Source organism: Pseudomonas sivasensis, from assembly GCF_052938085.1.
Window position 1 is genome coordinate 1393390 of the sequence record NZ_CP176442.1, and the last position, 13190, is coordinate 1406579.

The window sequence follows — 13190 nt, forward strand, 5'->3', positions numbered from 1 at the left end:
CCCCATGACCGATTCCGCCAAGGCCAACGACCTGTTGGCCCAACTGCCCAAAGGCAAGGGACCGGCGCCGGTGCACCTGTGGAACCCGGACTTCTGCGGCAACATCGACATGCGCATCGCCCGCGATGGCACTTGGTTCTACCAAGGCACGCCTATTGGGCGAAAGCCGATGGTCAAGTTGTTCTCCAATATCATTCGCCGCGATGGCGATGATTATTTCCTGATTACTCCCGTGGAAAAAGTCGGCATCACCGTCGACGATGCGCCCTTTGTCGCGTTAACCCTGGAGGTTGAAGGGCAGGGTGAAAGCCAGTTGTTGCGCTTCACCACCAACGTCGATGAACAGATCGAAGCCGATATCGAACACCCGCTGCGGGTGGTCATCGACCCCGTCACCCAGGAACCTGCGCCCTATCTACGGGTGCGTACCAACCTCGAAGCGCTGGTGCACCGCAACGTGTTCTATCAATTGGTCGAGCTTGCTGTAAGCCGTCCGATCAACGGTCAGAACTGGCTGGGCGTGTGGAGCGGTGGCGAGTTTTTCCCGATCGGCGTGGAACCTTGAGGCCGGTTTTTTCACCTTCTTGAAATAATAAGCTTGCTGCTAACGGGCGCTTTCGGTTATCAATTTGTACATGATTAGACATGTTCGATTTGATAAGAAAAAACGCGTCGTCGACGAGCTCATCCGCCGTATCGAGGGTGGGGTGATGGCCGACGGTTTCCTGCTGCCGGGCGAGCACCAACTAGCGGAAGAGTTTGCAGTCAGCCGCGGCACCCTGCGCGAAGCCCTGGCCGAACTCAAGCGGCGCAACTACATTGCGACCCAGAGCGGCGTCGGCTCCATCGTCACATTTGACGGCATGGTGCTCGATCAAAATAGCGGGTGGGCCCAGGCCTTGGCGGACAATGGCGCCTTGGTCACCACCGATGTCCTGCGCCTGGAAGCGGTGACGCGCCCCGACCTGTTCAGCCGGTTCGGCACCGATCAATTTATCGCCCTCGACCGCCGCCGGCGCACCACCGATGGTACCGCCGTGTCCCTTGAACGTTCGTTGATGCCCGCGTCCGGTGGCCTGGAAAGCCTGCCCCGCGTCGGCCTGATCGACAATTCCCTGACCATCACCCTGGCGGCCTACGGCTATGTCGGCGCCGAAGGTGACCAGTGGATCGGCGCCGAACCCCTCAGCGATGAAGACGCCCAACTGCTCGGTCGCCCGGCGGGGACCGTATTCCTCAAGGCATCGCGCACCACCTATGACCGGCGCGAGCGTTTCATGGAGCACGTCGAAAGCTTGCTTGACCCTCTGCACTTTCGCCTGCACCTGCAATTTGGATCGTCGAAATGACCTCGAATAACCGCGCCGTTGGCGCTTTCTACGGTCTCGCGCTGGGCGATGCCCTGGGCATGCCTACTCAGTCCCTCAGCCGCGAGCAGGTGCGACAGCGCTTCGGTGCTATCACCACCTTGGAAGATGCCGGTGCCGACCAACCTATCGCGCCGAACATGCCCGCCGGTTCCATTACCGATGACACCGAACAGGCAATTCTGGTCGGCGAGTTGCTGGTTGAAGGCCAAGGCAAGATTGAGCCCACCGTGCTCGCCCAGCGCCTGATCGACTGGGAAGCGGTGATGCGTGCCAAGGGTTCCCAGGACCTGCTCGGCCCGTCGACCAAGCGTGCCATCGACATGATCCTTGCCGGTCATACCCCGGAAGAGTCCGGTCGCTACGGCACCACCAACGGTGCTGCCATGCGCATCACGCCGGTGGGAATCGCCGCCGATGTCAGCGACCCGGCAGCGTTTATCCAGGCGGTCATCCAGGCGTGCCAGGTCACCCACAACACCACCTTGGGCATCTCCAGTGCAGCGGCGGTGGCGGCGGTGGTGTCAGCCGGTATCAACGGTGCGGATCTCGGCGAAGCGTTGAATATTGGCGCCCAGATCGCCCGACAGGCGGAAGGCCACGGTCATTGGATTGCTGGCGGGCGTATCTCCACCCGTATCAGTTGGGCGCGCACTCTGAGTGTCGGCAGCGGCGACAAAGCGTTGTTTGCTGAACTGCTCTACGAATTGATCGGCACCTCAGTCGCCTCCCAGGAGTCGGTGGTGGTGTCGTTTGCCCTCGCCCAGCAAGTGGCAGTGGGGGATATGAACGCCTTCGAGGCTTTGTGCCTGGCCGCCAGCCTTGGCGGTGACACCGACACCATCGCGGCGATTCTGGGTGCAATGCTCGGCGCCTGTTTAGGCATGCAGTGCTGGCCTGCGGCAATGATTGAACAGATCAAGGCCGTGAATGGGTTGGACTTGCAGCCGTTGGTTGAAGATCTGTTGAAAATGCGCTGAGTCAGGACAGTTGGGAAGACCGATTCACCTTGCACACCTGCCACAACCACAACAATACCGGCACCAGGAGCACCCCCTCATGAGCAGCACCTCTTCCGGCCAAAGCGCCGGACAATTGGAAACACGCGGCATCGAACCGGTCCCCGAAGGCGAGTGCAATGGCCATCCGCTGCAACTGTTCTGGGTGTGGTTCGCCGCCAACATCAGCATCCTCGGCTTGCCGCTCGGCGCGACGCTGGTGGCGTTCCGTGGCCTGGCAATCTGGCAGGCGATCATCGTGGCGATCCTCGGCGCAGCAGGCTCCTTCGCGGTGGTGGGCATCATCTCCATCGCTGGCCGTCGTGGTAGGGCTCCCAGCCTGACCCTGTCCCGCGCTATCTTCGGCGTGCGTGGCAATATCGGCCCAACGCTGGTGTCGCTGATGTCGCGCCTGGGCTGGGAAACCGTCAACACCACCACCGCCGCCTTTGTGCTGCTGTCGTTGTGCTCGATCCTGTTCGGGTCGCCGGTCGAGGCCAAAAGCGCGCCGGTGCTGACCCTGATCTTCATTGCCATCTTCGTGTTGCTGACCCTGTCCGTTTCCGGCCTGGGCCATGCCACCCTGCTGGTCATCCAGAAGTGGGCCACGTACGTGTTTGGTGCGTTGAATATCCTGGTCGGCGGCTTCCTCTGCGCCACCATCGACTGGAGCGCCGTGTTCAACGCCACACCCGCACCGCTGAGCGCAATGATCATCGGCATAGGCACCATGGCCGCCGGCACCGGTATCGGTTGGGCCAACGCCGGTGCCGACATGTCTCGCTACCAGCACCGCAGCGTCAAGGCCGTGCGTCTGGTGGCATCCGCCGCGTTTGGTGCGGGCATTCCGCTGGTACTGCTCATCACCCTCGGCGGCTTGCTGTCGGTGGGCAACAACGACCTGGCCTCGGCCACTGACCCGATCATCGCGATCCGCGACATGCTGCCTACCTGGATGGCCGTGCCGTACCTGATCACCGCGTTCGGCGGTTTGCTGCTGTCCAATAACCTGTCGGTATACTCGGCCGGTCTCACCACCTTGACCCTCGGCTTGAAGGTCAAGCGCGTGCACGCAGTGATCGTCGACATCGTCGCGATCTTCGCCGGTTCGATTTACTTCATGTTGATTGCTGACAGTTTCTACGGTCCGTTCATCACCTTCATCTCGTTGCTGGCGGTGCCGATTACCGCGTGGGTCGGGATCTTTGTGGTCGACCTGATCCACCGTCACTACTACAGCCCCAAGGATCTGCTGGACGTCAGCCCCAGCAGCGCCTACTGGTATCGCGGCGGTGTGGAGTGGCGTGCGTTCGGCGCGTGGGCCGTGGCGATTGTGCTGGGCTTTAGCTTCACCACCATCGGCACCACCGCCGAAAATATCTGGTTCGCCGGGCCGCTGTCCGACTCCTGGCTGGGCCACAACGGCCTGGGCTGGATCGTCACCTTTCTGGTGGCCGGCGGGATTTATGCCGTACTGGGCGGCGCGGCTGATCGTCGCCCAGCGTTAGTAGAGAGCCCCAATGTCTAGATTGCTGCACACCGGCCAGGTCATTGTTGACCTGGTCATGGCCCTCGATACCTTGCCCGCCACCGGCGGCGACGTGCTCGCCAAGTCCGCCGGTTTCGAAGCCGGCGGCGGCTTCAATGTGATGGCGGCGGCACGACGCAATGGGTTGCCGGTGGTTTACCTAGGGCGCCACGGCAACGGCCGTTTTGGCGACCTGGCCCGCGCGGCGATGCAGGCCGAGGGCGTGGAAATGGCCCAGGCGGCAAGTGAGGGCAAGGACACCGGGTTGTGTGTCTCGCTGACCGAGGCCACCACCGAGCGTACCTTCATCTCCCATATCGGCGCTGAAGGTGACTTGACTGCCGATGACCTGGCTCGCGTCGTTCCCCAGGCTGATGATTATGTATACGTCAGCGGCTACAGCCTGCTGCTGGAAGGCAAAGCGCAGGCGTTGCTCGATTGGTTACTGGCGTTACCCCGCGCGATCACCGTGGTGTTCGACCCGGGCCCGCTGGTCAAGGCGCCCGATTCTGCGCTGATGATTGCCTTGCTGCCACGTATCGACATCTGGACCAGCAATGGCCCGGAAGCCTTGGCGTTTACCCGTGCGAAAACACTGGCGGACGCACTGGTAGACCTCAATCGGCATCTGCCTGATGGCGCGCTGCTGGTGGTGCGTGATGGACCGAACGGCTGTTGGGTCAGTCGTCACGGACATGCCGACCATGTGCCAGGCTTTAAGGTGAGGGCGGTGGATAGCAATGGCGCGGGTGATGCGCATGCGGGGGTGTTTATCGCAGGTTTGGCCGCGGGTTTGACACCGTGTGAGGCAGCGCGTCGGGCGAATGCGGCGGCGGCGCTGGCGGTGACCCGTTGGGGTCCGGCCACCTCGCCTGGCACCGATGAAGTTGACGCTTTGCTCACTCACTGAGCGCGGAGCAGGCATGTGGAAGGGGGCGTGCTCCCGATTGCAGTGCATCAGCCCATGTACAGGTAGCTGACATACCGCTATCGGGAGCACGCCCCCTCGCACATTTGGTTGGTGTGGAGGCTACTGACCGGCGTCCAGTTTGCGCGCCTCATCCACTCCAGATGCCGTCAGCTTGATCGGCAAGTTCAGCGAGTATTCACCGGCGTCGTCGGTGGTCACATGCCCATCCTTGATAAACCCGCGGTCCTGTAGGAACGCCAACACACTGGCGACCTCCTTTTCGCCGCGGTAGTTATCCAGCACCTCCTTGCCCAAACCTTGTGGGTGGGCGTGCAGCAGGCGGGTGAGGACTTCTTTTTCAAGGTTTCTATCGACGTTCATGCGTACCTCTTCACTGGGAAATGATCGGGTGTTCATCTTGCGGTCGAGTGCTTAAGGCGCAGGTTGTTTCGGCGCGCCGGGCAGGTTCGAGTCGTCGCCTTTGTTGATCTTCGGCTCATTGATCGACGGGCCCATTTTACCGTTGCCGACTGCGGCAGGTGCCTGGCGCTCGGTGTCGTGGCCCTTGGTATGCGGGTCGGCGCCGTTGGCGTTATCAATGACTGCGCCACCATTGGTGTCCAGGCCGGTGCCCATGGATTTTTGCGATTCGGTGGTGGCGTCAGGCGTAGGATCGGTCGGGCCGGTGGTCGAGCTGGCAGCGACGGCGCTCAGCGATGCGGCGGACAGCAGGCCGGTGAGGGCGAAGGCAGCAAACTTGGAAGGCTTCATGAGGATATCTCCATAGAATTAATGTCCTTACCCTCTATTGGTCAGTTGCCGTTTGTTGATGGTGCCTTGATGGCGACGAACGGTATCAGCGCGCCTGTAAGATTTTGTGTGGCGCGGCCCCTCACCACTCCCGCCGCGCCACCCCCGGCTTTGTCGTGTGCGTGCGGGTGCTTGCAGCAGCGCAGGCCGGCGTAACTGCACGGCCCATGAAAATGCGCTGCAATCAGTCATCAAAGCGCCTTAGTATGTCGGCTTTGAAATTGCCCAAGGCTTGCCCATGACCATCGAGATTCGCCCCGCCGTGCCCAGCGATGCTGCGCAGATCCTGACGTTCATCACCGAACTCGCCGAGTACGAGAAAGCCCGGCATGAAGTGATCGCCAGCGTGGTGGATATCCAGCGCAGCCTGTTCAGCGAGGGCGCCACCGCCCATGGCCTGATCTGCTTGCGCGATGGCCTGCCGATTGGTTTTGCGGTGTTCTTTTTCAGCTATTCCACCTGGCTGGGCAGCAACTGCTTGTACCTGGAAGACCTCTATATCAACCCCGAGCAGCGCGGTGGCGGGGCGGGTAAGAAGTTGCTGCGCCACCTTGCCAAGATCGCGTTTGATAACGGCTGCGCGCGCTTCGAGTGGAGCGTGCTGGACTGGAACGAGCCGGCGATTGCCTTCTATAAATCCATCGGGGCCCAGCCTCAGGAAGAGTGGGTGCGCTATCGCATGGAAGGTGATGCATTACGAGATTTTGCCCTGGGCTGATTGTCATCCTGCCTACAAAACCGGCCAATCCAGGGCCGGTTTTTTATGTATAAGCTCACAATATGGGATGCAAATTTATATATTGAGATGTTTCTGGGTCTGGGTTTATAGTCGGCGGCATCAGCACTCACTACCAAAAATAAAACAGGTGAAGCGATGCAGGCACAACCGTTGTCACTCCCCGCCGTGCCCGAGCCCACTTACGGCGAGCGGCTCAAAGGCAAGGTGGTGATCATCACCGGCGCCGCTCAAGGCATTGGCGAAGCGATCGTCGCGTGTTTCCAGGCCCAGCAGGCGCGCCTGGTTATCGCCGATATTCAGGGTGAAAAAGTCGAGAAGGTGGCCGCCCATTGGCGCGAACGCGGTGCGCAGATTTACGCGCAAGCCGTCGACATCACTTCAAAAGAGCAATGGCAGGCGCTGGTCAATGTGGCCATCGAGCGCTTTGGTCGCGTGGATGTGCTGGTCAACTGTGCTGGCGTCAACGTGTTCTGCGACCCGCTGGAGATGACCGACGAAGATTGGCGCCGCTGCTTCGCCATTGATCTCGACGGCGCCTGGTTTGGCTGCCGCACGGTGCTACCGCACATGATTGAGCAGGGCGTCGGCAACATCATCAATATCGCCTCCACCCATTCCAGCCACATCATTCCTGGTTGCTTCCCGTACCCCGTCGCCAAGCATGGCTTGCTCGGCCTCACCCGCGCCCTTGGTATCGAATACGCACCCAAGGGCATTCGCGTTAACGCTATCGCGCCGGGCTATATCGAAACCCAACTCAACGTCGACTACTGGAACGGTTTTTCCGACCCCCATGCCGAGCGCCAGCGCGCCTTCGACCTGCACCCGCCCAAACGCATCGGCCAGCCGGTGGAGGTGGCGATGACTGCGCTGTTTTTGGCCACCGACGAGGCGCCCTTTATCAATGCTACCTGCCTGATGATCGATGGCGGGCGGTCTGTGATGTATCACGACTAGAACTTTTACCGCTCAATAACAATAAAAGGTGTCGTTCATGAAAAAAGCCCTACGCGTCCTTGCCGCCGCCGTTGCTTTAAGCAGCCTCAGCAGCCTCGCATCCGCCGAAGAAGTGAAGATCGGCTTCCTGGTTAAACAAGCCGAAGAACCCTGGTTCCAGACTGAATGGGCCTTCGCTGAAAAAGCCGGCAAGGAACACGGTTTCACCGTGATCAAAATCGCCGTGCCCGATGGTGAGAAAACCCTTTCCGCCATCGACAGCCTGGCCGCCAACGGTGCCAAGGGCTTTGTGATCTGCCCGCCGGACGTGTCCCTCGGCCCAGCCATCGTGGCCAAGGCCAAGCTCAATGGCTTGAAAGTCATGGCCGTGGATGACCGCTTCGTCGATGCCAAAGGCAACTTCATGGAGGACGTGCCGTACCTGGGCATGGCCGCTTTTGAAGTCGGTCAGAAACAAGGCGCCGCCATGGCTGCCGAAGCGAAAAAACGTGGCTGGGACTGGAAGGACACCTACGCGGTGATCAACACCTTCAACGAACTCGACACCGGTAAAAAACGCACCGACGGCTCGATCAAATCCCTTGAAGAGGCCGGCATTCCGAAAGACCACATCCTCACCGCTGCACTGAAAACCCTCGACGTCCCCGGCAGCATGGACGCCACCAACTCGGCGCTGGTCAAGCTGCCCAGCGGTGCGAAAAACCTGATCATCGGCGGCATGAACGACAACACCGTGCTCGGCGGCGTGCGCGCTACCGAAAGCGCAGGCTTCAAAGCGGCCAACGTGATTGGCATCGGCATCAATGGCACCGACGCCATCGGCGAACTGAAAAAGGCCGACAGCGGCTTCTTCGGCTCCATGCTGCCAAGCCCGCATATCGAGGGCTACAACACGGCGCTGATGATGTACGAGTGGGTCACCAAAGGGACCGAGCCACCGAAGTACACCGCGATGGATGAAGTCACCCTGATCACCCGCGCTAACTTCCAGGAAGAACTGACCAAGATCGGGCTGTGGAAATGAGTGCGGCGGCCCTGCGGTTTGAGGGTATCGGCAAAACCTTTCCCGGGGTCAAGGCGCTGGACGGCATCAGCTTCAGCGCCCAGCCGGGGCAGGTGCATGCCTTGATGGGCGAGAACGGCGCGGGCAAGTCGACGCTGCTGAAAATCCTCGGCGGCGCCTACATTCCCAGCAGCGGCACGGTGCAGATCGGCGAGCAGACCATGGCGTTCAAATGCGCTGCGGACAGCATCGCCAGCGGCGTCGCGGTGATCCACCAGGAGCTGCACCTGGTGCCGGAAATGACCGTGGCCGAGAACCTTTTCCTTGGGCACCTGCCGTCGCGCTTCGGCGTGGTCAACCGGAGCCTGCTGCGCAAGCAGGCCCTGGCGTGCCTTAAGGGTCTGGCCGATGAAATCGATCCTGAAGAAAAGCTCGGGCGCTTGTCCCTGGGCCAGCGCCAACTGGTGGAAATCGCCAAGGCGCTGTCCCGTGGCGCCCATGTGATCGCGTTCGACGAACCGACCAGCAGCCTGTCGGCGCGGGAGATCGACCGTTTGATGGCGATCATCACGCGCCTGCGGGATGAGGGCAAAGTGGTGCTGTACGTCTCGCACCGCATGGAAGAAGTGTTCCGGATTTGCAATGCCGTGACGGTGTTCAAAGACGGGCGTTACGTGCGCACCTTTGATGATATGAGTGCGCTCAGCCACGACCAGTTGGTGACCTGCATGGTCGGTCGCGACATTCAGGATATTTACGACTACCGCCCGCGAGAGCATGGCGAGGTCGCACTCAAGGTCGACGGGTTGCTGGGGCCTGGCCTGCGTGAGCCGATCAGTTTCGACGTGCGCAAGGGCGAGATTCTTGGCTTGTTCGGACTGGTCGGGGCAGGGCGCACGGAGCTGTTTCGTTTGCTCAGCGGGTTGGAACGCAGCAGCGCTGGCAGCCTTGAACTCTGTGGAGAGGCGCTGCAACTGCGTTCCCCGCGCGACGCCATCGCCGCCGGTGTGTTGCTGTGTCCCGAGGACCGCAAAAAGGAAGGCATCATTCCGCTTTCCAGCGTCGCCGAGAACATCAATATCAGCGCCCGTGGTGCCCATTCCTCGTTCGGCTGGTTGCTGCGCGAGCCCTGGGAGAAAGGCAACGCCGACCAGCAAATCAAGGCGATGAAAGTCAAAACCCCGGATGCGCAACAGAAAATCATGTACCTGTCCGGCGGCAATCAGCAGAAGGCCATTTTGGGGCGCTGGCTGTCGATGCCGATGAAGGTCTTGCTGTTGGATGAACCGACGCGGGGCATCGACATCGGCGCCAAGTCGGAGATCTACCAGATCATCCATAACCTGGCGGCCAGCGGCATTGCGGTGATCGTAGTGTCCAGCGACTTGATGGAAGTCATGGGTATTTCCGACCGCATCCTGGTGCTGTGCGAAGGCGCCCTGCGCGGTGAACAAACCCGTGAAAACGCCACCGAATCCAACCTGCTGCAGCTGGCCCTGCCGCGCCGCGTGACGAACTGAGAGACGACCATGAACACTCAAAACAACGCGTTGCCCACCGCACGCAAACCCTTCGACCTGCGCGCACTGCTCGACAACTGGGCGATGCTGTTGGCGGCGGTGAGCATCTTTGTGCTGTGCGCCTTGCTGATCGACAACTTCCTCTCACCGCTGAACATGCGCGGCCTGGGCCTGGCGATTTCCACCGTGGGCATCGCTGCGTGCACCATGCTGTTCTGCCTGGCGTCGGGGCACTTCGACTTGTCGGTGGGCTCGGTGATCGCCTGTGCCGGCGTGGTGGCGGCGATTGTGATGCGCGACACCGAGAGCGTCATGCTCGGCATCGGCGCCGCGCTGCTGATGGGCCTGATCGTCGGGCTGATCAACGGCATCGTCATCGCCAAGCTGCGGGTCAATGCGTTGATCACCACCTTGGCCACGATGCAGATCGTGCGAGGCCTGGCCTACATCTTTGCCGACGGCAAGGCAGTTGGCGTGTCCCAGGAGCAGTTCTTTGTGTTCGGCAACGGCCAGTTGTTCGGCGTGCCGGTGCCGATTTTGATCACCATCGTGTGCTTTGTGTTTTTCGGCTGGCTGCTGAACTACACCACCTACGGGCGCAACACCATGGCCATCGGCGGCAACCCGGAAGCGGCGTTGCTGGCAGGGGTGAACGTTGACCGCACCAAGATCCTGATCTTCGCCGTGCACGGTTTGATCGGCGCGTTGGCCGGGGTGATCCTTGCGTCGCGCATGACCTCAGGCCAGCCGATGATCGGGCAGGGTTTTGAGCTGACGGTGATCTCGGCCTGTGTACTGGGCGGGGTGTCGTTGAGTGGTGGGATTGGCATGATCCGCCATGTGATCGCGGGGGTATTGATCCTGGCGATCATCGAGAACGCAATGAACCTGAAGAACATCGACACGTTTTATCAATACGTAATCCGCGGTTCGATCCTGCTACTGGCGGTGGTCATCGACCGCATGAAACAACGCTGATCCCTCGCCACGTGAAGCTCAAACTGTGGGAGGGGGCTTGCTCCCGATTGCGGAGTGTCAGTCTGCACATTTGTCTCTGACACACCGCCATCGGGAGCAAGCCCCCTCCCACAGTTTTAATCGGCGGAGAATTTGAATACGGTGTTCTGGCTGTAAGTTTGTCCTGGGTTCATCAATACGTAATCCGCGGTTCGATCCTGCTACTGGCGGTGGTCATCGATCGCATGAAACAACGCTGAACCCTCGCCATGTGAAGCTCAAAATGTGGGAGGGGGCTTGCTCCCGATAGCGGAGTGTCAGTTTGCACATTTGTCTCTGACACACCGCCATCGGGGGCAAGCCCCTCCCACCTATAGATCTCAACTGTATTGACGGGCGGTATTTGCCATAATGCCCGCGCTTTCATACTTATAGGCCCGATATGCAGGAAAACGCCCACACCCCCGTCAAAGACGCCGCTCCCACCGGCACCCAGACCCTGCTGCGTGGCTTGGGCGTGGTGCAGGCAGTGGCGGCCGGTGCGCGGGATCTGAAAGAGATCGCCAAGCGCATCGGCACCACCCGCAGCACCACCCACCGCCTGGCCAGTTGCCTGGTGGATGAGCGTTACCTGCGCGTGGTGCCGCAAGTCGGTTACCTGCTGGGGCCAAAGTTGATTGAACTGGGCTTCCAGGCACGGGAAGAGCTGCCATTGGTGACCCTGGCGGTGCCGTATCTGGACGAGTTGTCGGCGCTGACCGGTGACACTATCCACCTGGCGATTCGCGAATTTGACGACGTGCTGTACCTGCACAAGAACCCCGGCCGTAATGGCCCGGAAATGCGCTCACGGGTCGGCCATCGCATGCCGTTGGCGCGCACGGGCGTAGGCAAGGCAATGCTGCTGGATGACACGGTGCAAGAGTGGCAACGCTTGTACGAAACCAGCCTGCCGGCGGGAGGAAAAAACCTGCAGTGGCCGCAGCACCCGGAGCAATCCTGGGCACAGTTCGAGCAGCGTATGCATGAATATGTGGTGGGCGGTTATGCGTTCGATCTGGAAGACAACGAACCGTCGATCCGCTGCGTGGCGGCACCGGTGCGCGATGCGAGCCGGCGAATCGTCGCCGGCATCAGCATCGCCAGTACCGTGCCTTATATGCCGCTGGAGAAAATGGCCGAGCTGATCCCTGTCATCAAACAAGTCGCAGCGCGGCTTTCAGCGGAGTTGGGCGCGAAGGTCTGATCAGACCTTCAGGGTCGCCATGTCGATGACAAAGCGGTACTTCACATCACCGGCGATCATGCGGGCATAGGCCTCGTTGATCTGGCGGATGTCGAGCATTTCGATGTCGCAGGTGATGCCATGCTCGGCGCAGAAATCCAGGACTTCCTGGGTTTCGGCAATGCCACCGATCAGCGAACCGGCCAGTACCTTACGGCCCAACACCAGTTTGGCTGCATTCACCGGCGGGTCCACTGGCTCGATCAAACCGACCAGGATGTGCACGCCGTCAAAGCGCAGCACGTCGAGGTAGGGGTTGAGGTCGTGCTGAACTGGGATGGTGTCCAGCAAGAAATCAAAGTGCCCGGCAGCAGCTTTCATCTGCTCGGCGTCGGTGGACACGATCACGTGGTCGGCGCCCTGGCGACGGCCTTCTTCAGCCTTGCTCGCGGAGCGGGTGAACAGCGTGACTTCCGCGCCCATGGCCTTGGCGAACTTGATGCCCATATGGCCCAGACCGCCCATGCCCAGGATCCCGACTTTATCGCCGGCCTTTACGCCGTAGTGCTTGAGCGGCGAGTAAGTGGTAATGCCGGCGCACAGGATCGGCGCGGCGCTGGCCAGGTCGAGCTTGGCCGGAATCTTCACCACAAAGTGCTCGCTGACCACGATGCTGTCGGAGTAGCCGCCCATGGTGTTGCTGCCATCCACACGATCCGGCGTGGCGTAGGTCATGGTCGGGCCTTCGAGGCAGTATTGCTCCAGGTCCGATTTGCACGCTTCACAGTGACGGCACGAATCGACCATGCAGCCTACGCCGACGAGGTCGCCGACTTTATGCGCGGTAACGCTGGCGCCGACGGCAGTGACCTTGCCGACAATTTCGTGGCCGGGCATCAGCGGGTACACAGCGATGCCCCATTCGTTGCGCGCCTGGTGGATGTCGGAGTGGCAGACGCCGCAGTACATAATCTCGATCGCCACGTCATCGGCGCGCGGGCTGCGGCGTTCAAACGACATGGGGGCGAGGGGAGTGGTGGCCGACTGGGCGGCATAACCGATGGCGGTATACATGGTGAAACCTCGCAAAAAGCAGTGACAAGTGAGGCGGGCCATTCTCCCCATCGACCGTCGAGGCGGCCATGGCGATTGCTCCGAGTCTCATGCCTATTCGTC

The 13190-nt window shown here is 60.9% G+C and carries 14 protein-coding genes; 11 read left to right on the forward strand and 3 right to left on the reverse strand.

Annotation, left to right across the window (positions count from 1 at the left end; all coding sequences use genetic code 11):
- The first annotated feature begins 4 nt into the window (after positions 1–4).
- The 5 genes from ACKZ62_RS06600 (at position 5) to ACKZ62_RS06620 (ending at position 4803) form a co-directional block, all read left to right on the forward strand.
- Positions 5–565: a DUF1285 domain-containing protein gene (locus ACKZ62_RS06600; protein WP_095185659.1), complete on the forward strand. Its 561-nt coding sequence runs from the start codon at positions 5–7 to the stop codon at positions 563–565.
- Between the two features lie 70 nt (positions 566–635).
- A complete protein-coding gene (locus ACKZ62_RS06605; protein ID WP_032886816.1) occupies positions 636–1349 on the forward strand; it encodes a GntR family transcriptional regulator in 714 nt (237 codons plus the stop codon).
- Positions 1346–2347, forward strand: a complete 1002-nt coding sequence (locus tag ACKZ62_RS06610) for an ADP-ribosylglycohydrolase family protein (protein WP_032886817.1) — start codon at positions 1346–1348, stop codon at positions 2345–2347. Before ACKZ62_RS06605 ends, ACKZ62_RS06610 begins: the two co-directional genes overlap by 4 nt.
- A 79-nt stretch (positions 2348–2426) precedes the next feature.
- Positions 2427–3893, forward strand: a complete 1467-nt coding sequence (locus ACKZ62_RS06615) for a purine-cytosine permease family protein (protein ID WP_032886818.1) — start codon at positions 2427–2429, stop codon at positions 3891–3893.
- Entirely contained in the window at positions 3886–4803 is a 918-nt protein-coding gene (locus tag ACKZ62_RS06620; RefSeq protein WP_447096460.1) for a PfkB family carbohydrate kinase, read from the forward strand. The genes ACKZ62_RS06615 and ACKZ62_RS06620 overlap by 8 nt, the downstream gene beginning before the upstream one ends.
- A 120-nt stretch (positions 4804–4923) precedes the next feature.
- On the opposite strand, the gene ACKZ62_RS06625 is transcribed toward ACKZ62_RS06620, so the two are convergent.
- On the reverse strand, positions 4924–5184 hold the full coding sequence (locus tag ACKZ62_RS06625; protein ID WP_032886820.1) for a hypothetical protein: 261 nt from the start codon (positions 5182–5184) through the stop codon (positions 4924–4926).
- 51 nt (positions 5185–5235) lie between these two features.
- On the reverse strand, positions 5236–5574 hold the full coding sequence (locus tag ACKZ62_RS06630; RefSeq protein WP_032886822.1) for a hypothetical protein: 339 nt from the start codon (positions 5572–5574) through the stop codon (positions 5236–5238).
- Between the two features lie 277 nt (positions 5575–5851).
- Between ACKZ62_RS06630 and ACKZ62_RS06635 the strand changes: the two genes are divergently transcribed.
- From ACKZ62_RS06635 to ACKZ62_RS06660, 6 genes are all read left to right on the forward strand, one after another.
- Positions 5852–6331, forward strand: a complete 480-nt coding sequence (locus tag ACKZ62_RS06635) for a GNAT family N-acetyltransferase (RefSeq protein ID WP_032886823.1) — start codon at positions 5852–5854, stop codon at positions 6329–6331.
- A 156-nt stretch (positions 6332–6487) separates the two neighbouring features.
- A complete protein-coding gene (locus tag ACKZ62_RS06640; protein ID WP_032886824.1) occupies positions 6488–7309 on the forward strand; it encodes an SDR family oxidoreductase in 822 nt (273 codons plus the stop codon).
- Between the two features lie 37 nt (positions 7310–7346).
- Entirely contained in the window at positions 7347–8333 is a 987-nt protein-coding gene (locus ACKZ62_RS06645; protein WP_095186531.1) for a substrate-binding domain-containing protein, read from the forward strand.
- A complete protein-coding gene (gene araG, locus ACKZ62_RS06650; protein WP_122681216.1) occupies positions 8330–9832 on the forward strand; it encodes an L-arabinose ABC transporter ATP-binding protein AraG in 1503 nt (500 codons plus the stop codon). The genes ACKZ62_RS06645 and araG overlap by 4 nt, the downstream gene beginning before the upstream one ends.
- Before the next feature lie 9 nt (positions 9833–9841).
- Positions 9842–10810, forward strand: a complete 969-nt coding sequence (gene araH / locus ACKZ62_RS06655; protein ID WP_122681215.1) for an L-arabinose ABC transporter permease AraH — start codon at positions 9842–9844, stop codon at positions 10808–10810.
- A gap of 421 nt (positions 10811–11231) precedes the next feature.
- Positions 11232–12035 (forward strand): IclR family transcriptional regulator, encoded by an 804-nt coding sequence (locus ACKZ62_RS06660; RefSeq protein WP_032887414.1) that lies wholly within the window; start codon positions 11232–11234, stop codon positions 12033–12035.
- Here ACKZ62_RS06660 and ACKZ62_RS06665 read toward each other — a convergent pair whose 3' ends face one another.
- Positions 12036–13088, reverse strand: coding sequence for an NAD(P)-dependent alcohol dehydrogenase (locus ACKZ62_RS06665; RefSeq protein WP_032887416.1), 1053 nt, complete (start codon positions 13086–13088; stop codon positions 12036–12038).
- Between the last annotated feature and the right edge of the window lie 102 nt (positions 13089–13190).

Bases quoted from the DNA above. Each gene is read 5' to 3' on its own strand.
- ACKZ62_RS06600 (WP_095185659.1), top strand. From the start codon at position 5: ATGACCGATTCCGCCAAGGCCAACGACCTGTTGGCCCAACTGCCCAAA.
- ACKZ62_RS06605 (WP_032886816.1), top strand. From the start codon at position 636: ATGATTAGACATGTTCGATTTGATAAGAAAAAACGCGTCGTCGACGAG.
- ACKZ62_RS06610 (WP_032886817.1), top strand. From the start codon at position 1,346: ATGACCTCGAATAACCGCGCCGTTGGCGCTTTCTACGGTCTCGCGCTG.
- ACKZ62_RS06615 (WP_032886818.1), top strand. From the start codon at position 2,427: ATGAGCAGCACCTCTTCCGGCCAAAGCGCCGGACAATTGGAAACACGC.
- ACKZ62_RS06620 (WP_447096460.1), top strand. From the start codon at position 3,886: ATGTCTAGATTGCTGCACACCGGCCAGGTCATTGTTGACCTGGTCATG.
- ACKZ62_RS06625 (WP_032886820.1), bottom strand. From the start codon at position 5,184: ATGAACGTCGATAGAAACCTTGAAAAAGAAGTCCTCACCCGCCTGCTG.
- ACKZ62_RS06630 (WP_032886822.1), bottom strand. From the start codon at position 5,574: ATGAAGCCTTCCAAGTTTGCTGCCTTCGCCCTCACCGGCCTGCTGTCC.
- ACKZ62_RS06635 (WP_032886823.1), top strand. From the start codon at position 5,852: ATGACCATCGAGATTCGCCCCGCCGTGCCCAGCGATGCTGCGCAGATC.
- ACKZ62_RS06640 (WP_032886824.1), top strand. From the start codon at position 6,488: ATGCAGGCACAACCGTTGTCACTCCCCGCCGTGCCCGAGCCCACTTAC.
- ACKZ62_RS06645 (WP_095186531.1), top strand. From the start codon at position 7,347: ATGAAAAAAGCCCTACGCGTCCTTGCCGCCGCCGTTGCTTTAAGCAGC.
- araG (WP_122681216.1), top strand. From the start codon at position 8,330: ATGAGTGCGGCGGCCCTGCGGTTTGAGGGTATCGGCAAAACCTTTCCC.
- araH (WP_122681215.1), top strand. From the start codon at position 9,842: ATGAACACTCAAAACAACGCGTTGCCCACCGCACGCAAACCCTTCGAC.
- ACKZ62_RS06660 (WP_032887414.1), top strand. From the start codon at position 11,232: ATGCAGGAAAACGCCCACACCCCCGTCAAAGACGCCGCTCCCACCGGC.
- ACKZ62_RS06665 (WP_032887416.1), bottom strand. From the start codon at position 13,088: ATGTATACCGCCATCGGTTATGCCGCCCAGTCGGCCACCACTCCCCTC.